Raw genomic sequence first — 21,387 nt, forward strand, 5'->3', positions numbered from 1 at the left:
GAACCCCGTCGCCGATCTAGGTTAGAGACAATCAGTGGGTCGCATCCGCGCTGAGGAACTGTGTGGCTGTCCTTGAATCCGCGCCGTTCTCGCAGAAACGCATTGTTTGCCTGCCTGACCAGGGCTGCCAAACAATTCCGCCGCCACGATCCTGGTGGCTCAGGCCCCGGCAAGCGCGGTCACAGGACTGCTCTGCTGGCAGGCCAAGCCCAGCTCGATCGGGCCAATCAATCGTCTGCGGAACTCGGAGGACAGATGCAGGACAGATACAGGACGATCCTAGGCATCGCAGCAGTCTGCGGAGCCGGCCTTCTCACCGCCCTCCCAGCACAGGCGCAGCCAGCGAAGTCGCACCACGCCGCGCCTATCCAGGCGGTGACGGCGGTCCAGGCGCGGTCGGTGGTGGTCGCCCATCCCGGCGATGCGGCCGCCGCGCCCGGTCTGCCGACGCCGGTCCAGGCTCAGGGCCGCTGGATCAACCTCGGTCACGACTCTCACACCCCGACCAAGGCTTGGTGGGTCAAGCGGCAGTACAAGTCCCGCTCCAAGACTCTGCAGGTCGTCTTCCGCTGCTGGGACGGCGGCGACAAAACCAAGATCATAGCCGAGCTGCGACGGGTCATCACCAGGGACGTGGACTGGCCAGTGAAGGACTCGGGATACCGCTCCTGCGGCAACGGCGTGAAGCACTACCTGAAGATCAAAGCCAAGAAGGGCACGAACTACACCGTCAGTTTCTTCCTCAAGGGGCACAAGCACACCATCGAGTACTGGATGCAGAACGAGCTCTGAGGAGCTGGGGACTGAGGAGTGAGGAACTGGTCAGCGGCCGAACCCGCCACGGGTGGGGCCGCCGCGGCCCTGCGTCGGGGGCGGCCGCTCGTGCCCGAGGTCGAGCTGGCGGTGACGAGACCGCTCGCGTTCGGCCTCGCGTGACCTGCGCTCACGCTCAGCCTTCTCGCGTTCGGCGCGTAGCCGGGTGCCTTCCTTTCTGCGGACCCGGTGCTCGATGTCGCGCTGGTCGGGCGGCAGGTCGGCGCGGCGCTCGCTCTCATCGAGGGCGGCGGCCAGCTCCTGCCGGGCATGTTCGCGGGTCAGCCGCGCGGCGGCGGCGCGGCTGTCGGCGCCGCTGACGTCGGCGCTGCGGGCGCCGCGCTGGGCGGCCGCGAAGTCGCTGACCAGGTCGTCGTGGCGGCGGCGGATCATCGGCCACACCACGCGGCGCGGGGCCTGCGCAATGCTCTCCCGAGCGGCCTCCTCCATCGCCGGGCCCTGCACGCGGACCGGGGCCAGGCGCTCGCGCAGCTGCTGCAGACGCTCACACACCTCGGGCAGCTCGACCTCGACCAGGTCGCGGCGGCGGGCGCGGTGGGAAGGCCGCCAGCTGCCCAGCTTCTCCAGTTCGGCGGCGAGCTCGCGCTCACGCCGGCGCAGCCGTTCGGCCTCGGCGCGGCCTTCGAGGATCTGCTGGCGGGCCTGCTGCAGCCGCCGCTCGGCGCGCTCGGCTGTCTCGATCCTGCGCAGGTCGTCGGCGAGCTTGTCGCGTTCGGCCTGTAGGGCGAGCTCGGCGGGGCCGCCGCCGTCGCGGGCGAAGCGGTGCCGGTCGTGCTCGGCGGCCGCCAGCTCGGCGCCGGCGGCCTCGGCCTGCGCGGTGAGGCTGGCCAGGCGCTCGGCGAGCGCCTGATCGGTCAGCAGGCCGACGCCGTAGGGGCTGCGGGACAGGGCCAGGCGGGCGCTGGCGAGCTGGATGTCGGCCTGAGCCTTGTCGAGCATGGCCCGGACAGCCTCGTGATCGTCCTGCTGGCGTGCGGCGTCGACGGCGGCCGGTGGGCGTGCGGCCGGGTCCTGGTGCGCGATGGGGTCCGGCTCGGGGGTGAGAAGCCGGTCGGCGCGATCGCCTTCCAGGGTGGCGGCGTAGGCGGCCAGTGCGCGCTGCAGCGCGTCGGCCTCGCCGCGGACCTGGCCGCGGGCGGCGCGGTCGGCGTCGCTTTCCAGCAGCTCGCGCGGCAGATACAGGCGGGCGGTCTGCCGGTCGCGGGTCATCGCCGCATACAAGGTGTGCGGGTCCAGGCCGGCGCCGTAGATCAGCGTGTGGTCGGCGGTCAGCCCTTGCGCGGCCGCCACCGTCATCGCGGTGCCGTAGCTCAGGGCGCCCTTGGCGATCTCGCCCGGGGTGAGCCATGCCTGCTGCAGGGCCGGGCCTTCGGGGCCTGCGGTGCGCCATTCGACCTTCACGCGGCCGCGCTCGTCGATCGCCTTCACGCGGCCGCGGTAGCCGTTGAGCACGTCGATCGGGCCGTCGCCGCGGCGGGCGCGGTAGTCGTTCTTCCGCACCCGGACGTGGTCACCGACCGCGAGCACCAGGTGGCGGCCGCCGGCGATGGCGTAGCGGCGCTCGGGGCCGACGATCTCGCCCAGCTCGCGCCGCACCGCGCGGGCGGCGAGGTTGAGCCGGTCGACGGCCTCGTTGGTGCCGGCCAGCACCAGCACCCCGGCCAGCTCGTCATGCACCTCCTGCGGACCCGCGCCCCGGTACGGCTGGCGCGCGGTCGCCCAGTCGGCGATCAGGCGTGCCATGGTGTCGTCGGCGCCTGCCCCGGCGTGCACGCGGCCGTGCTCGCCCCAGGTGCGCAGCGCCTCGCGCCGCTGGTCGGTGCGCCACAGCTCCAACGCTTTGCGTTCCATCGGGTCGCGCTGGCGGCGGTTCTCGGTCAGGGTGAGCCCGTCGACCTGGCGGTGGACGGCGCGGAAGGCGCCGCCGACGCCGACCGCGCGCAGCTGCAGCGGGTCGCCGATCAGCACCACCTTGGTGCCCGTCCGCTCAGCCTCCCCCAGCAGGACGGCCAGCTGCAGCCAGGTGGCGATGGTGGTCGACCGGATGCCGGACTCGGCGGCCAGATTCGCGGCCGCCACCGCGGCGGTCGCGGCGCCGCGCACCACCAAGCCGCGCGCCTCGAACCCGGAGCGGGCGGCGGCCATGATGGTCGTCTTGCCCGCCCCGGCCACCCCGATGACCGCGTCCACGCCGTGCCCGGCCGACATCAGCCGGGCCAGCACCTCGCGTTGCCCGACCGAGAAGGCCAGGGCGTTGCCGACCTCGAAGGCGTCGACGGCCAGCGCGGCCGCCTCCTGGTCGACCACCGCCACGCCCTGGCCATAGCGGGCCCGCGTGGTTTCGAGGACAGTCTGTTCGGCCTGCAGGATGTCGCTGCTGCTGTAGCGCTGGCTGTTGGTCAGATGCCAGGCGCCAGCATCCGCCAGCCGCACCACCGGCCCGCAGGCCAGCACCTGGTCGGTGAGCGCTTCGGCGTCCGCCAGGTCCTCGACCCCGTCAGGGCAGGCGTCGATAACGGCGGCCAGCACATCGGCACGGCTGACGACCTTGGTGTGCGCGGTCAGCCCGTACTCCGGCCGCCAGATCCAGGCCGCGATCTCGGCCGCGCTGGGCCGTCGCGGCAGCACCGCGCGGCCGTGCCGGCATGCCTCGGCGAGGGCCTGGCCGTACCCGGCGACAGCGCCTTCGCCGCCATCGTCGTCATCGGCGCGACTGGCTGACGCGTCGGCCTGGCGATGCCAGACTGCGCGCAGGTCACCGTCAGCCGCTTCCTTGCCCCTGGCCTGGCGGCTCTCAGCGGCCGCCACATGCCGCGCCTTGCTCGAGGCCGGGTCGATTCCCAGCCGTTCCAGCACCGCCTTCATCTGCCTGTTGCGTTTGGAGAACAGCACCCGCGTCCGCTCCGGGATGGCGGCGATTTCCCACGCGCCCGTGGTCTCCTCGCGCTTCCACGCGATGCCGTAGCTCTGGATCAGCACCCGCCGGATACGCGCCTTCAACAGCGCGCCGGCGGCTTGAGCGTGCCGGTGGATGTCACGGCCGCCCGCGCCGACCGCCGACCACTTGCCGTCCAGGCCGCGCGCCATGTTGGCGATCGCCACGTGCGCGTGCAGATGCGGGTCGGGCGCCTGTCCGTCGACCGGGCGGGCCGTGCGATGCCACATCACCCAGCCCAGCAGGCCGGTGGAGTCCATCCGCTCGGCTCGCTGCCCGTCGCCCTGGTGGCCGCGCTGACCGTAGGCAGCCCACCCTTCGACGGCCGCCACGGTCTCCACCACGGCGTCGGCGAACACGCCCTCGATCGCGGCCGCGAACTCGGCGTCGGCTAAGCCGTATAAGACGCTGACGCTCTTGGTGACGTCCAAGGTGAGGTCGTAGCCGCGGTTGCCCACCCGCACCGTGGCATCGCGCCACTTGTGCGCATAGGCCAGCTCACTGGCCTCATACACCTGCGCCAGATCGAGGCCGGCCGCCCTGGCGAGCTTCTCCACGTCGTGGATGCGGATCAGGTGCGCCTGGCCCTCACGATCGACGCCGCGCGCCAGCTGGGCGGCGCGCTTGACCATCGCCGGACGCGCCGCCAGCATCCGCCCGACCGTGACGCCGCGCTCGGCGGCCGCCGCCTCCAACGCTGCCACCAGCGGCTCGCCTGCCAGCTTGGCGCGCGGGTCAGCCAAGTGCTTGGCCTCGACCAGGACCTCACCGGTGCGCGGGTCGACGCCGCTCATCAGCGCCTTGGCCGCCTCGTGCTGATCGGTTGTCAGCGGCGTCTGCGGCGTGATTCCGACCTCGCGCAGGCCCTCGCCGATCCACATCAGCGCGCGTTCGTCGGCCAGCCGGTAGGCGATCTGCTGGTCGGCGACCTCGTGGGCGTGCTCGCCGGGCTGGGCCAGGCCGCAACCAGCGCCCTCCTGGAGCCGGTACTCCATCTGCTCCATGGAGGGTCCGATCACGCTGACCCACGCCATCGCGCGCCTTCCCGCTCCCAAGATCTTTTGCCGCCGTATCGAAGATACCTGCGTGCAGATCTGAAGTTGATCTTGTTGCTGGCGATCCTGATCCTGGGACGGCCATGCCGATTGAGTCCTGCGGGCGAGTAGGTCATCGTGGGGCCGTGCTGGAAGACCTCGAACCTGACTGCTGGCTGCACCCGGACATTGAGGTGCGGTCCTCACCGATCGCCGGTGACGGCCTGTTCGCCCGCGCCCCCATCCCAGCGGGCACGCTCGTGTCGCGGCTTGGTGGGCGTCTGGTATCCGGGGCCGAACTGCGGGCGCTGTTCGCCCAGGCCTCGCGACATCCCGACCAGCCGTACATCGACACCATCACGGTGGCCGACGAGATGCACCTGGTCCTGCCCCCTAGACGCCCCAACGGCAAGGGCAACCACAGCTGTGATCCGAACCTCTGGTGGGTCGACGCCTACACCCTCGCCGCGCGGCGCGACATCGCCGAGGGCGAGGAGGTGACCAATGACTACGCCACCAGCACAAACGCGGCGGACTTCGGCATGGACTGCCAGTGTGGCGCAGTGCGGTGCCGCACCAAGGTCACCGGCAATGACTGGCGGCTTCTCGATCTTCAACAGCGTTACGGCGAGCACTGGGTACCGGCCCTGCTGACGCTCATCCGGCAGTCGACCCGATCCTGATCCCGGCCGGCGGCGAGGCAGCAGCAGGTCGGGCCATAGACGGGTTTCCATCTCCTCTCCATGAACGGGATGGCACCGGGCTACATCAGACAGCAACCACAGACGAAGACCGGAGAAAGGCCCGCCCGCGCCGCGGTCGACCTGGCTCGGCCGGAAGGGCGATCGAGGGCCAGGTGGACGCGCTCGTTGGCGGTTCGCCCTGGTCAGACCATCTACGGGTTTCCATTTCCGGGATTCCATCGACGCCAAGTTCTCGGCCGAAGGTCGCCCGGTGGGGGGTGCCTGCGGCTCAGCCGTACATCCCCGCCGACCTTGATCATCGAAGGGATGCGTGGGTGTGTATGCGTGGGGGGCGTGCGCCACTCGAAGGGGTCTAGATCTAGAGGACGGGGTCTCTAGGTCTAGAGGGGCTCTAGAGGCCGATACCGGGGTTGAGGAACCTGCGGACAGCCGTTGGCGGTACCCGCGAGTAACTTAGCTGGACGCTTCGGCGGGTCGCCCTGCCGTTGATCATTTCCGTTCAAGATCTGGACATACGGTGTGTTTCAGCTTGTTACCGGGCGCTAGGTGGTGTGCCTACGGTCGTCGGTCATGCCTGCGGAGTTTTTGTCTGATGAGCAGAGGACGGCGTACTCGACGTTCAGCGAGATGCCGTCGCTGCCGGACATGGAGAAGTTCTTCTTCCTGGACGCCTTCGACCGGGAAGTGATCGCGCGGTCGCGCCAGGATTCACATCGCCTTGGCGTAGCGATCCAGATCGGGACGGTCCGGCACAAGGGCTTGTTCCTGGAGGACCCGCTGGAGGTGCCGTGGCCGGTGGTGGACTACCTGGCCGAACAGTTGGGCATCGGGGATCCCTCGCAGGTGAAACGGTACGGCGAGCGCCCGAAGACGGTCTACGAGCATGCCTGGATGATCCGGGATGTCTACGGCTACCACGACTTCGATGATCGAAAGTCGTGGGAGGGCCGGATCTTGGCGAAGCAGTTCCGGACGTTCTTGCACGGCCGGGCGTGGACGCACGCCGAGGGGCCGACGGCGCTGTTCGATCAGTCGGTGGCGTGGCTGCGCCGGCATCGTGTGCTGCTGCCCGGGGTGACGGTGCTGGAGCGGCTGGTCGGCTCGGTGCGCGAGCGGGCTGATGAGCGCCTGTATGCGACGGTGACGCGTCAGGCGGAGCGGGCCGATGCGGGGTTGCCGCGGGCGTTGTCGGGGCTGCTGGTGGTTCCTGAAGGAGCGCGGATCTCAGAGCTGGAGCGACTGCGGCAGGCGCCCAAGCGGCAGTCGGGCACCGAGATGGCCAAGGCGCTCAAGCGGGTCGACGACATCGCGGCGTTCCGGCTGGGGCGGGTGCCGGTCGACAAGGTGCCGGTGCGGCGGATGAAGACGCTGGCCAAGTACGGGGCGGGCACCAAGGCGCCGCTGCTGGCCCGGCTGTCCGAGCCGCGCAAGACGGCCACGATGCTCGCGGTGACCCGGTCATTGGAGGCCGAGGCGATCGACGACGCTCTCGACCTGTTCGCACTGCTGATGGCCACCAGGTTGATCTCCCCGGCGCGGCGCAAGTCGACGGGCGAGCGGCTGGCGATGCTGCCCAAGCTGGAGAAGGCCACCAAGCTGCTGTCACGGGCGGGCCGGGTCCTGGTGGAGCAGCTGGACCTTGTCGCCGAGGTGAACGCCGATCTGGACGTGGCCGCGTTGTGGACGGCGGTCGCCGCGCAGGCCGGCGCGAGCAAGGAGCAGGTGCTGGCCGCGCTGGAGTCGGTGGAGGAACTCGTCTCCGAGGACGACGGGGCCGCCGAGGCGGCGCTGCGCGCCGCTTTGGTGGACAAGTACAACACCGTTCGCCCGTTTCTGAAGCTGCTGGGCGAGTCGAAGGCGCTGGGGGCCGCGTCGGGCGGCCGCAAGGTGCTGGCCGCGGTGCGGCGCCTGCCGGAGTTGGCGCGCCGGCACGTCTCCCGCAAGCCCCTGACGGCGAAGGAGATCGACGCCTCGCTGGTGACGCCGGCGTGGAAGCGGCCGGTCTTCGCCAACCCCGACCTGTCGGCGGGGGCGGTGGATCGTGACGCTTATGTGGTTTGTGTCCTGGAGGGGCTGTTTCGGGCTTTGCAGGTGCGGGACGTGTTCGCCGCGCCGTCGCTGCGCTGGGCCGACCCGCGCGCCCACCTGCTGGACGGGGCGGCGTGGGAGGCGATCAGCGAGGATGTGCTGGCCGCGCTGTCGCTGACCGACCCGGTCGAAGCCCACCTGGACGCCAAGTTGCTGGCGCTGGATGCGGCGTGGAAGCAGATGGCCGGCCGCCTGGCCGAGGCCGGTGACGACGCCCTGGTGCGGGTGGTCACCCCGAGCGATGGGCGTGCCCGGTTGTCGGTGGAAAAGCTCGGCGCGCTCGGCGAGAGCGCGTCGCTGAAGTGGCTGCGCACGGCCTGCCAGGCGATGCTGCCGCGCATCGACCTGCCCGAGCTGCTGCTGGAGGTGCACTCCTGGACCGGGTTTCCGGACGCCTACACGCATCTGGCCGACATCTCCACCCGCATGCACGACCTGCCCCGATCGCTGGCGGCGCTGCTGATCAGCGAGGCCTGCAATGTGGGCCTCACCCCGGTGATCAAGGACGGGGACGAGGCGCTCACGCGCGGCCGCCTGTCGCACGTCGACCAGAACTACGTGCGCGCCGAGACCCACGCCGCGGCCAACGCGATCTTGATCCAGGCCCAGCGCGGCGTGCCGATCGTGAAGCTGTGGGGCGGCGGGCTGCTGGCCTCGGTCGACGGGCTGCGCTTCGTCGTCCCGGTGCAGACGATCAACGCCGCCCCCTCGCCGAAGTACTTCGGCTACAAGCGCGGCCTCACCCTCCTGAACGCGGTAAATGATCAAGTGATGGGGATCGGGCAGATGGTCGTGCCGGGCACGCCGCGCGACTCGCTGTACATCCTCGACACGCTGATCAACATCGACGCCGGGCCACAGCCCGAGGTCGTCACCACCGACCAGGCTTCCGACTCGGACATGGTATTCGGGATCTTCTCGATGCTCGGCTACCGGTTCGCCCCCCGCTTTGCCGACCTGGGCGACCAGCGGTTCTGGCGCGCCGATCTGCCCGACGGGACGACGTCGGCGTATGGGCCGCTGGAGGCGATCGCCCGCAACAAGATCAACCGGAGCAAGATTCAGACGCAGTGGTCGGACATGATCCGGGTCGCCGGGTCGCTGGTGACCAGCCAGGTGCGCGCCTATGACCTGCTGCGCATGTTCAGCCGCGGCGGGCGCCCCACCCCGCTGGGGCAGGCGTTCGCCGAGTACGGCCGCATCGACAAGACCCTGCATCTGCTGTCGATCTTGGATCCGATCGACGACACCTACCGGCGCAAGCTGAACAAGCAGCTGACGGTGCAGGAGTCGCGGCATCGGCTGGCTCGCAAGATCTGCCACGGCTCGGGCGGGCAGATCCGGAAGGCTTACCGGGAGGGCCAGGAGGATCAACTGGCTGCGTTGGGGCTGGTCGTCAACGCGGTCGTGCTGTGGAATTCCAGGTACTTGTCGGCCGCCGTCGACCGGCTGCGTGCCCAGGGCATCCCGGTCAGGGATGAAGATGCTGCCCGGCTCAGCCCGCTCGGCCACGCTCATCTGAACGTCCTGGGCCGCTATGCCATCTCCTCCTCCGCACCCGCCGAAGGCCTGCGCCGGCTGGGCGAGATCCCCGACCTGCCCGATGGCGGCGGCTCAATGATGGAGGAGGAGGGTCTGTAACCACTGACTTCGTGGCTGGCTTTATGGCACCGCCGGTCTGCTCCGCTTCGGCATGACGCCTCGAACCTCTTGTCCCGCAGGCGTTTGGACTGCTTGCGGGGCAAGAGGCTCGATGTACTGCTCGGAAAGGGGCTGGCTGACTACGCCTGACGCAGCAGCAGGGTGACGAAGCCGAGCTTGCCGCGGTAGCCGTTGAGCCACACGTCACGGTGCTCCAGCGCGGCGGCGAGTGCGGTGTCGCCGTCAGGTCCGGGGTGGTCCACGGCCCAGCGGGCCAGAGAGCCGGTCCACGACCACTCGTACTCGTCCCACTCACCCTGCGAACTGGTGTGCGCGTAGACGGTGCGATACCCGGGCTCCTCGGCTTGGGCGACCAGCTCGGCCAGGTCGGGGTAGTGGCCGATCTCGGCCTCGAGCTCCGGCGACGGGGGCGTCTGCCAGAAGCCCTCGCCCACCAGCACCAGCCCATCGGGCCGGGTCAGCTGCTTGATCGCCTGCAGGCTCGGTGTGAGGCCGTCGAAGGCGTGCGTGGAGCCGACACACAGCACCAGGTCGTACGGCTCGGCGGCGCGGAAGTCGGCCGCCCCCATCTCGTGCAGGCCGATGCGGTCTCTGAGCCTGCGGGCTTCGGCGTGCTTGGCCGCGGAGGCTAGGGCACTGGCGGAGGTGTCCACGCCGTCGGCGGTCGAGCCGGGGAACAGCTCCAGCGCCCGTAGCGTCCACATGGCCTCGCCGCAGCCGAGGTCGAGGATGCGGGCGCCGTCGCGGAGCTTGGTTCGCCGCAGCAGTTTGTCCAGGTTGGCGGCGCTCACCGGCGCGGCGATCGGGTGGTCGGCGTGGGCGATGCTGCTGATCAGAGAACGGTCCATCGGTTCCTTGCTCATGACGTGGCCGTACGGGTGTAGGTGAGGAACAGGGCGCCACTGGGCAGCGCGGTGTTGCCGGTCAGGGTGTAGCGGTGCGGGCTGAACGACGTCTTGTCGCCGAAGAGCGGAATGCCCGTGCCGGCGGTGACCGGGTTGACCTTGAGGATCAGCTCGTCGATCTCCGCGTGGAGCGCCCCGGCGAGCTCGCCGCCGCCCACCAGCCAGATCCCGAGGCCGTCCTGGGCCTTGAGTTCCCTGATCTTGGCCACGGGGTCGGTGGAGACGATGTCCACCGTGGGGTCCTGGCTCGGGCCGAGGGTGCGGGAGAAGACGTAGTGCCGCAGGTGCGGGTAGGCGTTGGTGACACCTATGTCCAGGCCGAGCTGGTAGGAGCGGCGGCCCTCGACGATGGTGTCGAAGCGGGTGCCGGGCGCGGTGATGCCGAGGGCCTGGCGGGCCATGACCGGCAGGGTCTCGGGATAGTGCGTGATGATCTGCTCGATGTAGTCGGGGGTCGGGGTGAGGATCCCGCCCGGCGCGGACGGGTCGGCGCCGGTGGGGTCGGCGATGAAGCCGTCCAGGGTGGTGGCGACGTAATAGGTGAGCTTTCGCATGGTGTGCTCTCTTCGTTAGGCGTGAAGGGTCGGTTAGGCGTGAAGGGGTTGTTCGTGGCCTGCCGTGTCGAACAGGAACTTCGCGGCGACCGCCGCACCGTCGGTGCGGATCGTGTCGGCCACGGCGGTCGCTCGCGCGCGGACCTCGGGGGTCAGAACCCTCTTGAGCGCGGCTGAGAGCGATGCTGTGGTCGGGGTCGGCCCGTCGTGGGCTATGCCGACTCCCAGCTCTGCCACCCGGCTGGCGAAGTAGGTCTGGTCCACTGTCTGCTGGGGCACCACCACCTGCGGCACACCCGCCCAGGTGGCCGTCGTGGTGGTGCCTGCCCCGCCGTGGTGGACGACAGCGGTCACCCGGCGGAACAGGGCCTGGTGGTTGGCTTCGCCGACGGTGAAGCAGTCGTCTCGGTCGTCGATCAGGACCAGGTCGGCCCAGCCATGGGACAGCAGCGCCCGGTGGCCCTGCGCGCGGATCGCCTCGATGGCCGCCCTGGCCATGTCGTGTGAGCCTGTCGTGGGCATACTGCCGAAGCCCACGTAGACCGGCGGTGTGCCGGCGGCCAAGAACGCCTCCACCTCGGGCGGGAGCGGGCGGTCGTCCGGCAGAAGCCATGCGCCGGTCTGCACGACGTCGAGGTCGGCCGGCTCCTGCCATGGGCCCAGGATCGGGTCCGCCGCAAGCCACGGCCTGTCGGTGAAGGCGTAGTCGCGGATGTTGTCCACCGGTGGCAGGCCGATCGACGCTCGGTGCGTGTTGACCATCTCGGCGAACAGCGCGTTCGCGCTGTCGGCGTCCAGGTCCCACAGCGCCTGGTGGTCGCTCACCTCCGCCGGCAGCGGCCGGAACGGCCGCGCGGCCGGTGGATGGTGCGGCGATGGCAAGGTGACCGCCTGGTAGCAGGCATACACGTAAGGGATGCCGAGCTTGTCAGCCACCGACCGTGCGGAGGCCACGGCTGGCAGCACACCGGTCGCCAACAGCACATCGCAGCCCTCGGCCGCCTCGGCCAGCACGCTGAAATGCGCGGTGACCAGCTCGGCCGAGATCTGCTGGAATCCCGCGGCCCCCGGCGGTCGCGCCCCGGTCGCCAGCGAGCGCACCGCCGGGCCGACGGGCACCATCTGCACGCCCACGCCGGCCAGCCGCTTGGCGAACTCCTCGTCCGGTGGCGCGCACACCCGCACGTCCGCGCCGAGTTCCCGCAGCCGCACCGCGAGTCCCGCTAGGGGTTCGACACCCCCGCGCGAATCGTAGGCCGACAACAACACCCGCATCTCACAACTCCAGTCCTCTAGGTTCCGGCCGCTAGGTTCAGCCGCGGCCGGTGATCATCACCGTCTGTGCGGTCTGGCAGGGGACGTCAGGCGATCCACGGCGGGATGACCTTGTCCGTGCTGCCCGGGACACCGGCCCGGGCGCCGGCGGGGGCGGTCACGACGGCGGTGAAGCCCTGCGGGCCCGCGGTCACCTGGCGAGGGACGTCGGCGACCAGGATGGCGGTGTCACCCGGGCCGAGATACAGGTCCTCACTGTCCACGGTGATCGTCGCCTCACCGGCCATGAGCGCCCAGACCTGCTCGGCGTCGATGAGATGGACGGGGCCCTGAGCGGCAGGCTGCATCTCCACCCGCCACAGCGCCAGCGTCGCTCCGCCTTGGGAGGGGGAGGCCAGGGTGGTCATGACGGCAGCGGGTGTTTCGGTACGGCGGGCATCGGCAGAGCGGATCAGTGTCATCGCAGACCAATCGTGAGAACGGACAAAGTGACAACCCCATGAGGGGTCGGTGAGCTCGAGCGGGCAGGCACGCGACCCACGGCTGCCGGCGCATCGACATGAGGTCGGCTCCACCGTTGTCAGGCCGCATCAGGCCGTGGTGGTGCTCCAGCGGTCTAAGGCCGTGTAGGCGGGCCGCCAACGGTGCAGATAGGCATGGCGGACCGGCTCGGAAAAGGCGGCCAGCACGGCGGCGACGGCCTGGTCACTCGCCCCGTCCAGGAGCCAGGGCAGGACCCGGGCGATGTCCGAGCCGATCCAACGGGCGTGAATCTGTTTGAAGCGCTCCCACTGCCCGCCGGTGGTGACCGTGAGGATCAGCGGCACCGTCTGGTCCTCCTCATGCCGGAGATGCCCGATCACCCCCGTGGCCAGAGAGTCGGTGAGGTCACCGAGTTGGTCCGCCCCGGCCTCGGGGCCGGCCAGGGCCGCGTCGATCACGTCGATGACCTGCTCGATGGCATCGTGCTCGGCTTCCAGCACCTCCAACGGCATCAGATCACCCGGCCGTCCAGCCAGGCTCCGGCGCAAGCCGGGCCACAACACGTCGTTCCCGGCGGTGTGATGGACGCGCAGGGCCGTCTTGAACAGCTGCCAGCCGGCGGTGGTGCCCAGGACAGTCTGGGGGTCACGGTCGGCTCGGGCGGTGGCCCGAGCCAGATGCTGCGCTTCCCGGCGCAGCGCGTCGTGCATCAGGTACATCACCGACAGGTCGAGCGTGCCGCTCATGGCCCCTCCCCTCGCGTGGCCGGTCTGGGCCCGGTTTCAGACGTCCCCCACTCTGGAATAGGGCATGACCTGTATCAACGTGTACTTCCGTATAATCCCGATAACGTATGGGTTATCGACGAGATGGAATGACGTGGAGCTTCGGGACATCGAGATCTTCCTGGCCCTGGCCGAGGAGCTCCACTTCGGCCGGACGGCCGCCCGCCTGCACATTTCCCAGGCCCGCGTCAGCCAGGCGATCAGCCAGCAAGAACGCCGGCTCGGCAGCGCGTTGTTCGACCGCTCCAACCGCCGCCAGATCCACCTCACTCCGCTCGGCCGTCAGCTCCGTGACGACCTGCGACCGGTCTACGCGGGCCTGCGCGACAGCCTCGAACGCGCCCACCTCGCCGCCCGCGGCATCACCGCGCAACTGCGGGTGGGCATGATCCCCCTCAACGCCCACGATCTGCGCCCCTACTGGGACACCTTCCGCGCCCGCCATCCTCAGTGGCAGTTGCAGATCCAGCACGCCCCCTTTGTCGATCCGTTCGCCGGATTGCGCCGCGGCGACCTCGACATGCTGGTCTGCTGGCTGCCGGTCGAAGAACCCGACCTGACCGTGGGCCCGCTCCTGTTCGCCGATCCGCGGGTGGTGGCCGTGGCCGCCGAGCACGAACTCACCCGGCGCCCCTCCGTCTCGCTGGACATGCTCGCCGACTTCCAGCACAGCGGCGCCCCATCGGTACCCGACTACTGGGCCGACGGCTTCGTCCCGTCTCACACCCGCTCAGGACACCGGATCGAGCGCGGCCTCTTGGTCCACAGCACCGAGGAGATCCTCGCCCTGGCCAGCACCGGAGAGCTCGTCAACCTCTTCCCCGCCCACATGGCGCGGTACTGGAGCCGGCCCGACATCGCCTACCTGCCCATCACTGACCTCGACGCCCTGCCGTACGCCCTGGTGTGGCGCACCGAGACCGAGAATCAGATCATCCGCGCCCTGGCCCAGACCGCCCGCGACCTCGGCCCCATCGCCTTCTGAAACGCCGCCTTCGTCACCCTGCGAGCGGCGGCACCCTCGTAGGATTCCCATCCATCGTCGCTGAGAACCGACAGTGCTCCGCGCGCGGTACACGGGCGGCCGGGTCCGTGTGGCTCTTCCCCAAGTGGCTGCGGCCATGCCTGGCCACCCACAAGCCCGAACCAGTTGCGGGATAACTGTTGTTACCTGGCAAGATAGCGATCACAGGCGTGGCGCGAGCTGGGCGACCGTTGTTCGGCGCGGACGCCTCCTTTTCCGGTTATCTGGCAACCCGGCGGATGGTGGAGGGCGGCACGGTGGATCCGGTCATCAGCGAGCACCTCGGCCGCGCCCATCCGCTCGCGGCGCACCTGGACGACTTCCTCACCGACAAGCGCAACGCCGGCGCCTCCGGCCAGACGATCCGCGCCTACCGGGGCGACCTGCTGCAGTTCACCGCCCACGTCGACGGCGACCTCGCCGCGTTGACCGCCGCGCCCATCCGGGCCTTCCTCGCCGACCTCGGCGAGCTGTCGGCGGCCACCCGCAAGCGCAAGCGCGCCGCGATCGCCTCCTTCTGTCGCTGGGCCGTACGGCACGGCCTGCTGCAGGCCAACCCGATGGACCGCATCGACACCATCAAGGTGCCCAAGACGCTGCCCCGCCCGGCCGCGGCCGCCGACGTCGCCGAGGTCCTGAACGCGATCTGCTTCCGGCGGCCACGCAAGGGCGTGCCGCTGGATCGGCTGCGCGATCGGGTGCTGTTCGAGACCGCCTATGTGTGCGGCGCCCGCGCCTCGGAGGTGTGCGGCCTGTATGTCGAGGACCTCGACCTGCGCCTGGATGACGAGCATGCGCGCATCCACGGCAAGGGCGGCAGCGTGCGCACCGTGCTGCTGGACGACCGCGGCTACGTCAGCCTGCTCAAGCTCTACTTGGCCCGCGCCGGCTACACCAGCGGGCCCCTGTTCCGCGCCAGCATCAACGGCTCGGGTGGGCCGCTGTCCTACGATGCCGCCCACCACCGATGGGAGGGCTACTGCCAGGCGGCCGGAGTCGAGATCGACATCCACCAGCTCCGGCACGCCCACGCCACCGAACTCATAAACGCCGGCGTGTCCATCGAAGCCGTCCGCCGTCGCCTCGGCCACGCCTCCGCCGAGACCACCCAGCTCTACACCCTCTTGGCCGACGACGTCGCCGACGCCGAAATCCGCGCCGCCCGCCGACGCCGCGACCAGGGAACGCGCTGACCTGCAGCTCGCTCCTTCACGTCATTACCCGGCGAACAGGGTCCCCGGATCACACGACAACCCTCGTTGAGGCCTCCAGCTAAGTTACTCGCGGGTACCGCCAACGGCTGTCCGCAGGTTCCTCAACCCCGGAATCACACAATCCCGATGCTGCTCAAGGCGGTTCTAGCGGGCGCCGCGATCGGTGCCTCCCAGGTCCTCATCCTGGTCTTCTGGCCTCATGATCCGGACAACGAATTCACCGGGGTGGCGGTGATGATGTTCGCGCCCTTCCCACTCGCGTTCCTGTTGAGCTGGGCCGCATGGCGATCGTGAGGCCTTCATGACCGGTCCCTGGGTCTGGTGAACGTTGTCCTGTCACTCACGACCGCACCGCTCATACCACGACCCCGCCCGAACTCTCCTTCGAAAGGGGATCTGTGCGCCGCACCGGCAACTACCTGCGGAAATACAGTCTGCGATCTTGAATGGAGCGCTGTACTTTTACCACAAACACCCGACATAACCCCAAGCAGCGAGCCAATCTGTCGGCCCGATTCCGGCATCTGAAGGAATTTGCACGTACTAAGTGGCCGTACATTGGGTAACAGGCGAGGTCGTGTCTCGTGGTTGAACCCGATCGCATCGCCGCAGGCAGGAGCCCACCGGGGGTGGTAGCCCGGGGGTTTCCTGCCATTCTTTTTTCTGCCCCAGGCGTGCAGCGCGAGCGTTTGTTGACCCCTGCGTTCATGGTCACGCCCGACTACCGTTATTGGGCAGGTGCTACCTGTCCATCCGCGACCCCCACGATCTCCCCCCTACCAGGGAAATCACATCGCGGATAGGCAGTGGAAATCGGGTTCAACCACAAAAAGAAGGGTCCTCGCCCATGAAGATGAGCGATTGGCCGGTGGCTGCCGCCGGGGTACTGGTGACTCTGGGAGTGATCACCTTGGCGGGGTTCGCCGTAGCCCAGCTCGGCGCCGCAGAACCGTCCATCATCACTGGGGTGTTTGCCGGCCTCGCAGCAGTACTCGCCGCCATCCCACCGATCATCAAGGCCATCCGAGGCCGGCGATGAGCACACGGCCTGCTGAGGAGCGCGCTCCCGTCCCCGTCACCAGTGCCCGCCGCAAGCTCGCGCTGGAGGCTCAGGGGTTTCGGCACAACAGCTTCTGGGTGGGGCTGGGCAAGGCAGGCCGCAAGGCGCTGCTGTCAGTCGGGCGGTGGAAGCGCTACGCGGGACCACACGATGCGATCTATCGGCGAGGACAGAACAGCGACTTCGCCTTCGTCCTGCTCGACGGCCACGTAAAGGCAGTCCTCAACGCCGACACCCGCCACCCCACCATGCTGGCCCTGCGGTATCCAGGCCAAATCCTGGGAGAAGACGAGGCGCTGGAGGTCAGTGGGACGCCCGTACGGGCCATGACCATGCAGCCCCTTCATCGGGTCGAGGGCATCCTGATCACACGCGATCGGTTCCAGGGCTTCCTGAACCAACATCCAACGGCATGGCCAGCGCTCTCACGAGAACTGCTGACACGTCTGAACGAAGCCGAAGAACGTCTGGGACAGCAGGCTTCTGAGGCAGCCAACAGCCGCCTGGCCAAAGCATTGGTGTCGTTGATCGACTACCCCATGGCAGTCAGGCTGGGCTCCAGCCGGATGGCCGTTCCGCTTACTCAGGCGGAGCTCGCTTCCTGGATAGGTGCTTCCCGAGAGACCGTAGAGCGGATCCTGCGAGACTGGCGCGATCGCGACATCGTCGCGACGGCCTATCGGTCGATCGTTGTCCTACGTCCCAATGACCTGATCAGGATTTCCGGGCTCCTTCGGCACTGGTCAGTGCCACTCAACCATCCGTCAGCAGCCCCACACTTTGTTCAGGCGCGTGCACGGGTTGCGAGGCGCCTCTACCCTTCGGCAATCGGCTCCAGGCCACGCCCGCAGCCAGTCAGTCCTATTCGGTAGATGCGATCAACCCCGCCCTTGTCTCCTGAGGCGTGTTGGGGCGGTCGCGGGCGTCGCCCTGGCCCTCATTGCCGTACCGCTTCGCGCCCCGCCCTACAGCGTGTCGGCGGCCGCTTCGATGCGCCGCACTGCCGGCGTCAGGCGGGCCCGAAGGTCTTCGATGTGCTGCAGCAGCTCGGCGTCCCGGCCGGGATCGAGAGGGACGGCGATGGCCTCCAGGGCGGAGGCGATCCGGTTGATTGCGACGCGGGCTCCGACGAACTCGGCCAGCAGCTCGCGCCGGTCGAGCGGCACGAGGACCAGACGTCCTTCGGCGACGGCCACCGCGGCCGACGCGGCGAAAGCCCTGGGGCTCATGTCGTCGCGGGCGGCGGCGATTTTCACCGCGGCCATCTCGAAGTCGCTGAGGCGCACCGGGCCGACGCGATGGCGCCGGGGTTCGGCTTGGCGGGGGCGTCGTCGTGCCATCGGCCGACCTCCTGTGCTGAGGCGGGCGTGATCGGTCAGGACAGTGAACCTCGCCAGGACGCCCCTGCGCCCCGTAAGGCGGACTTACGCACTATCTTGCTCCGCTCTGCGGATTTTCGTCCGGGACGGAAACCGGCTCGCGGGGATGCCGCCGGCGCCATGGCGCGGCAGTCAGCGTCTGCGCTTGGCGGCCTCACGCTCCAGGTAGGCCAGGCCGCCCGGGTAGGCGTCGCCGAGTTCGACTACGACGTCGATGAGCGCGGTGTAGAGCTTGATGTGGTGCCAGTGCTGGCGGCCCAACTCACCTTCGCGCACCTGCCGGGCCAGCTCTTCGAGTTCGGCGAGCCACGCGCGGGCGGTGGCCGGGGCGAGCGGCTCCGTGTCTTCCGGCGGGGCAGCGATGAAACGGGTCTCGCGGATCACCTCGCGTACCGGCTCGGTGCGCAGGACGTCGGCGGCGATGTCGCGTCGCAGGCGGGCCTCTGCGGAGCGGACCTCCCATGCGCGGTTGCGGCAGGACTTGGAGCAGTAGGTGGGCGGTCGGCCGCGTCCGGAGTAGGGCACCGGGTTCCGGCACCAGGCGCAGGTGCGGCTGTCCAGGCGGCGCTCGACGCGGATCTCGACGGCGGGATCGTCGTCATGCTCGGGGAGCTTCGGGTCGCCGTTTCGTCCCGGACCTATCGTCACGGCGGTGACGATACCTTAGCACTGTAGTTGATCTTGGTTGTGATCACTAATCGGCTCGGGCTGCCCGATCTGCCCTCTCGATCCTCGCCATCCTTCAAGATCGTTCGATGTGCTCTCGGTTCTGATCGACGTGCTTCCGCTGTGGATCTCGGCTGTTCGCTTCGGGGGGTTCAGCGGCTGCTCTCGCCGGCCGCGCACGGTCTCCTCAGCGGAGCGACCCCAACGGGGACAACCACCGGCCGATGGTTCCAGTGGCCGGCCGCGCCGGACGACGCACGCGATCAGGGGCCCTGTGCGCATATCTTGCTCCCGCTTCTTCTTTCCGTCCGGGACGAAAAGAGTCCGTGTCTCGCGGTGCGCGGCAGGCAGCTGGTTGCCGCCGTGCTGCTACCAGCGCGTCGGCCCCGGCTGGACCTCTTGCCACCCGCGGTCGGCCGCGTGGATGATCGGCCCGCCGAACGGCACGGGGAGGACCTCATGCGGCACACAGGCGGACATCAGCACGTCCCCAGCAGGACGCCCCGCGACATCGGCGGCTGGGCGCCGGCCTCGACCACCGACGGGTTCACGCCGCACGTCGGCGGGTGGGCGCCGAGCACCACGGGCGGCTACGCGGCATAGGCGGCAGCGCCGTACATGCCGACGGCCCCGGCCTGCCAGGCGTTGCTGGCGGGCCGGGGCCGTTGTCGTGTGCTGGGATGGTGATCAGGCGTGTCCGGGGCTGGTTTCCGCAGTCCCGGGCACGCTCACAGCGGCTCGATCCGCCCGCCGATCAGTCGATTGCGGGCGTCGATGGCGTGCCCGTCGCAGATCAGTGCCTCGCCCCCGTTGGCGTCGATGAGGCGGTGCGTGGCGGGTTCGGCGCACGGGGCTTTTTCGCGGTTGTAGCCCCAGGTGCGGCCGCATCCGGCGGCGTTGCAGCGGGTGGTGCCGCCGGTGGAGGTGAGGGTGTTGCCGTGCTCGGGGCACACCCCCCACGGGACGGCGCAGGCGTCGGCCGGGCGGGCGGCGATTCTGGCCAGCTCGGATGCGGTCTCTTGCAGGTCGCCGCTGATCTGGCGGGCCCAGCCGGCGGCGTCGTCCAGCCGGAAGCCGGTCCGGCTTACCGCGTCGTCGCCCTGGCGCAGTTCCTCGTGCAGCGCGGTGATGGCGGCCGCCAGGTCGTCGGCGCGGGCGGCGAGCTCGCGCACGTGGGCCGGGGTGGGAGTGGACATGGTCGTCAGCCCTTCTGGTTGCGGTCGCGGCGGGCGGCCGCGCGCCCGCACGTCTTGGCCACCTCGTCGCGTTCGGCCGGGGTGAGGTCGTCCATGATGGCGCGGTAGGCGGCCGGGTGCCGCTCCCGCAGCGCGCTGGCAATGGCGTAGGTGGCGGCGGCGCACGCTTCCTCCTCGGCCTTCGAGGGCGTGGTCTCCTTCGCGATCGCGGCTGGCCGGTCTTCCTCCTCCAGGGCTCGATACAGGGTGGAACGGCCGACACCGAGCTGCTTGGCGATGGCGGTGATGGACTCGCCGCGGGCCTGGCGGGCGCGAGCGGCGGCCAGCTTGTCCTCATCCAGCGCCGGGGGCCGGCCTCCCGTGCGGCCGTGGGCGCGGGCGGCGGCCAGGCCGTCCAGGGTGCGCTCGCTGATCAGCTCGCGTTCCATCTCGGCGGCCAGGCCGGCGAGCATGAACAGCATCCGGTCGCCGATGGACTGCCCGCTGGGCCGATGAAGACCGGCACAGATGCCGGACAGGATCTCCAGGTTGATGCCGCGCGGGGCGAGCTCGTCTTCCAGGAAGACCAGCAGCTCCTTGACCGAGCGGGCGATCCGGTCGGGCTTGTAGATGACCAGGGTGTCGCTGGGACGCATCCGCTCGACGGTGGCGCGCAGCTTGGGCCGGTCCTTGCGGGTGCTGGCGGTCTCTTCGACGATCTCGCGGCAGTGCGCACCATCGAGGGCCTGCATCTGCGACAGGTGGTCTTGGGCGCGGGTGGAGACGCGGGCGTAGCCGATCCGGATCGTGTTGGCCGCGCTGTGCGGCTTCGTGTCCATGACGGTGGGGGCATTCACCCGCCCATCGTCCCTAAAACCGTCCCGAAACTCAAGCGGAGAGGGGGCGGTTTCGGGACGACTTTCGGGACGGCCGTTCCTGGGGAAACGCGCTTTCCCATCGACCACGTCGGCGCCGTCCCTTAAACGACCGTTTACGGGACGGCCCTTTCCGCACACGCGGCGGCGATGCACTGATCAGGTGCGGCGAGGATCAAGTTTCCGGGCCACTCGGTCTCAACATGGGAACGCTTCTGCCCGGGCCTTGGCGGCGGTGTCACATCGCCAAGGCCCGGTGTGCTCACCGCTGGTCGCTCGCTTCCGTTCGCACTATGGGGAGGTCCCGACATGGTGCCAGGAAGCTCTCGATGTACCACCCCAGATCGGCGAACTCCGGCAAGTGTGCGATGGTGCGGTAATCCAGCAAGGGGATCAGCGAGATCGACGTCCTGTCCTCGTGGAACATCACGTTTGCAAAGAATTCTCCGTCAGGCAGCCTGGTCGTTATGGCTATCGTTTCCCCGGCCTCGTAAGAGGCGCGCATGTCGCGTTTTGCCTCGGTCAGGCCGTTCAGCGGCACCTCCCTCCAGTCAAAGTCGGCCATATACCAGATGGAGTCTTCTCCGCGGAGGAACGCCCAGTTCGCCTGTGCGAGCCGTTCGAGAATTTCCTCGAAGTCAATTTCGTGTTCGAACTGCAGGCTGATAATGACGTCGCGGCTCATCTTTCCTCGACCAGATTGATGGGGAAATACTCCTGGTGAGCGCTCTTGTC

At 69.3% G+C, this 21,387-nt stretch carries 20 protein-coding genes; 9 read left to right on the top strand and 11 right to left on the bottom strand.

Annotated elements, in window-relative coordinates; all coding sequences use genetic code 11:
- Positions 1–60: 60 nt before the first annotated feature.
- On the top strand, positions 61–792 hold the full coding sequence (locus H4W81_RS12695) for a hypothetical protein (protein WP_192775005.1): 732 nt from the start codon (positions 61–63) through the stop codon (positions 790–792).
- 30 nt (positions 793–822) lie between these two features.
- Here the strand turns inward: H4W81_RS12695 and mobF are convergent, their stop codons facing one another.
- Positions 823–4,803: a MobF family relaxase gene (gene mobF / locus H4W81_RS12700; protein ID WP_192775006.1), complete on the bottom strand. Its 3,981-nt coding sequence runs from the start codon at positions 4,801–4,803 to the stop codon at positions 823–825.
- A 146-nt stretch (positions 4,804–4,949) separates the two neighbouring features.
- Here mobF and H4W81_RS12705 point away from each other — a divergent pair, with 146 nt between their 5' ends.
- Positions 4,950–5,486, top strand: a complete 537-nt coding sequence (locus H4W81_RS12705) for an SET domain-containing protein (RefSeq protein WP_192775007.1) — start codon at positions 4,950–4,952, stop codon at positions 5,484–5,486.
- Positions 5,487–6,077: 591 nt separating this feature from the next.
- A complete protein-coding gene (locus H4W81_RS12710) occupies positions 6,078–9,236 on the top strand; it encodes a Tn3 family transposase (RefSeq protein WP_192775008.1) in 3,159 nt (1,052 codons plus the stop codon).
- Positions 9,237–9,376: 140 nt separating this feature from the next.
- Here the strand turns inward: H4W81_RS12710 and H4W81_RS12715 are convergent, their stop codons facing one another.
- The 5 genes from H4W81_RS12715 to H4W81_RS12735 form a co-directional block, all read right to left on the bottom strand.
- Positions 9,377–10,120, bottom strand: coding sequence for an SAM-dependent methyltransferase (locus H4W81_RS12715; protein WP_225958582.1), 744 nt, complete (start codon positions 10,118–10,120; stop codon positions 9,377–9,379).
- Complete coding sequence (locus tag H4W81_RS12720; RefSeq protein ID WP_192775009.1) at positions 10,117–10,716, bottom strand: dihydrofolate reductase family protein; 600 nt, start codon at positions 10,714–10,716, stop codon at positions 10,117–10,119. Before H4W81_RS12720 ends, H4W81_RS12715 begins: the two co-directional genes overlap by 4 nt.
- 33 nt (positions 10,717–10,749) lie before the next feature.
- Complete coding sequence (locus H4W81_RS12725) at positions 10,750–11,991, bottom strand: glycosyltransferase (RefSeq protein ID WP_192775010.1); 1,242 nt, start codon at positions 11,989–11,991, stop codon at positions 10,750–10,752.
- A gap of 86 nt (positions 11,992–12,077) precedes the next feature.
- Positions 12,078–12,398 carry a cupin domain-containing protein gene (locus H4W81_RS12730; protein ID WP_225958583.1) on the bottom strand — a complete coding sequence of 107 codons (321 nt, stop codon included), beginning with the start codon at positions 12,396–12,398 and terminating at the stop codon, positions 12,078–12,080.
- A gap of 183 nt (positions 12,399–12,581) precedes the next feature.
- Entirely contained in the window at positions 12,582–13,220 is a 639-nt protein-coding gene (locus H4W81_RS12735) for a hemerythrin domain-containing protein (RefSeq protein WP_192775012.1), read from the bottom strand.
- Positions 13,221–13,353: 133 nt separating this feature from the next.
- Between H4W81_RS12735 and H4W81_RS12740 the strand changes: the two genes are divergently transcribed.
- From H4W81_RS12740 to H4W81_RS12760, 5 genes are all read left to right on the top strand, one after another.
- Positions 13,354–14,244, top strand: coding sequence for a LysR family transcriptional regulator (locus H4W81_RS12740; protein ID WP_192775013.1), 891 nt, complete (start codon positions 13,354–13,356; stop codon positions 14,242–14,244).
- A gap of 296 nt (positions 14,245–14,540) precedes the next feature.
- Positions 14,541–15,476, top strand: a complete 936-nt coding sequence (locus tag H4W81_RS12745; RefSeq protein ID WP_318781702.1) for a tyrosine-type recombinase/integrase — start codon at positions 14,541–14,543, stop codon at positions 15,474–15,476.
- Positions 15,477–15,623: 147 nt separating this feature from the next.
- A complete protein-coding gene (locus tag H4W81_RS12750; RefSeq protein ID WP_192775014.1) occupies positions 15,624–15,791 on the top strand; it encodes a hypothetical protein in 168 nt (55 codons plus the stop codon).
- 553 nt (positions 15,792–16,344) lie between these two features.
- On the top strand, positions 16,345–16,536 hold the full coding sequence (locus H4W81_RS12755; protein WP_192775015.1) for a hypothetical protein: 192 nt from the start codon (positions 16,345–16,347) through the stop codon (positions 16,534–16,536).
- Positions 16,533–17,429 carry a Crp/Fnr family transcriptional regulator gene (locus tag H4W81_RS12760; protein WP_192775016.1) on the top strand — a complete coding sequence of 299 codons (897 nt, stop codon included), beginning with the start codon at positions 16,533–16,535 and terminating at the stop codon, positions 17,427–17,429. Before H4W81_RS12755 ends, H4W81_RS12760 begins: the two co-directional genes overlap by 4 nt.
- Before the next feature lie 93 nt (positions 17,430–17,522).
- Here the strand turns inward: H4W81_RS12760 and H4W81_RS12765 are convergent, their stop codons facing one another.
- Together H4W81_RS12765 and H4W81_RS12770 are read right to left on the bottom strand one after the other, a co-directional pair.
- Positions 17,523–17,843, bottom strand: coding sequence for a hypothetical protein (locus tag H4W81_RS12765; protein ID WP_192775017.1), 321 nt, complete (start codon positions 17,841–17,843; stop codon positions 17,523–17,525).
- A gap of 225 nt (positions 17,844–18,068) precedes the next feature.
- Positions 18,069–18,584 carry a hypothetical protein gene (locus H4W81_RS12770; RefSeq protein WP_192775018.1) on the bottom strand — a complete coding sequence of 172 codons (516 nt, stop codon included), beginning with the start codon at positions 18,582–18,584 and terminating at the stop codon, positions 18,069–18,071.
- Between the two features lie 477 nt (positions 18,585–19,061).
- On the opposite strand from H4W81_RS12770, the gene H4W81_RS12775 reads away from it, so the two are divergent.
- Positions 19,062–19,205, top strand: coding sequence for a hypothetical protein (locus H4W81_RS12775; RefSeq protein WP_192775019.1), 144 nt, complete (start codon positions 19,062–19,064; stop codon positions 19,203–19,205).
- Positions 19,206–19,330: 125 nt separating this feature from the next.
- On the opposite strand, the gene H4W81_RS12780 is transcribed toward H4W81_RS12775, so the two are convergent.
- The 3 genes from H4W81_RS12780 to H4W81_RS12790 form a co-directional block, all read right to left on the bottom strand.
- Entirely contained in the window at positions 19,331–19,798 is a 468-nt protein-coding gene (locus H4W81_RS12780) for a hypothetical protein (RefSeq protein ID WP_192775020.1), read from the bottom strand.
- 5 nt (positions 19,799–19,803) lie between these two features.
- A complete protein-coding gene (locus H4W81_RS12785) occupies positions 19,804–20,634 on the bottom strand; it encodes a recombinase family protein (RefSeq protein ID WP_318781703.1) in 831 nt (276 codons plus the stop codon).
- Positions 20,635–20,914: 280 nt separating this feature from the next.
- A complete protein-coding gene (locus H4W81_RS12790; RefSeq protein ID WP_192775021.1) occupies positions 20,915–21,337 on the bottom strand; it encodes a hypothetical protein in 423 nt (140 codons plus the stop codon).
- Between the last annotated feature and the right edge of the window lie 50 nt (positions 21,338–21,387).

Origin of the sequence: Nonomuraea africana, assembly GCF_014873535.1 — a bacterium.
Lineage (GTDB): Bacteria > Actinomycetota > Actinomycetes > Streptosporangiales > Streptosporangiaceae > Nonomuraea > Nonomuraea africana.

Excerpts from the sequence above, each read along its gene's own strand:
- H4W81_RS12790 (WP_192775021.1), bottom strand. The coding sequence starts at position 21,337 with ATGAGCCGCGACGTCATTATCAGCCTGCAGTTCGAACACGAAATTGAC.
- H4W81_RS12730 (WP_225958583.1), bottom strand. The coding sequence starts at position 12,398 with ATGACCACCCTGGCCTCCCCCTCCCAAGGCGGAGCGACGCTGGCGCTG.
- H4W81_RS12715 (WP_225958582.1), bottom strand. The coding sequence starts at position 10,120 with ATGAGCAAGGAACCGATGGACCGTTCTCTGATCAGCAGCATCGCCCAC.
- H4W81_RS12720 (WP_192775009.1), bottom strand. The coding sequence starts at position 10,716 with ATGCGAAAGCTCACCTATTACGTCGCCACCACCCTGGACGGCTTCATC.
- H4W81_RS12755 (WP_192775015.1), top strand. The coding sequence starts at position 16,345 with ATGAAGATGAGCGATTGGCCGGTGGCTGCCGCCGGGGTACTGGTGACT.
- H4W81_RS12760 (WP_192775016.1), top strand. The coding sequence starts at position 16,533 with ATGAGCACACGGCCTGCTGAGGAGCGCGCTCCCGTCCCCGTCACCAGT.
- H4W81_RS12750 (WP_192775014.1), top strand. The coding sequence starts at position 15,624 with ATGCTGCTCAAGGCGGTTCTAGCGGGCGCCGCGATCGGTGCCTCCCAG.
- H4W81_RS12725 (WP_192775010.1), bottom strand. The coding sequence starts at position 11,991 with ATGCGGGTGTTGTTGTCGGCCTACGATTCGCGCGGGGGTGTCGAACCC.
- H4W81_RS12780 (WP_192775020.1), bottom strand. The coding sequence starts at position 19,798 with ATGTCCACTCCCACCCCGGCCCACGTGCGCGAGCTCGCCGCCCGCGCC.
- H4W81_RS12775 (WP_192775019.1), top strand. The coding sequence starts at position 19,062 with ATGCGGCACACAGGCGGACATCAGCACGTCCCCAGCAGGACGCCCCGC.
- H4W81_RS12710 (WP_192775008.1), top strand. The coding sequence starts at position 6,078 with ATGCCTGCGGAGTTTTTGTCTGATGAGCAGAGGACGGCGTACTCGACG.
- H4W81_RS12735 (WP_192775012.1), bottom strand. The coding sequence starts at position 13,220 with ATGAGCGGCACGCTCGACCTGTCGGTGATGTACCTGATGCACGACGCG.
- mobF (WP_192775006.1), bottom strand. The coding sequence starts at position 4,803 with ATGGCGTGGGTCAGCGTGATCGGACCCTCCATGGAGCAGATGGAGTAC.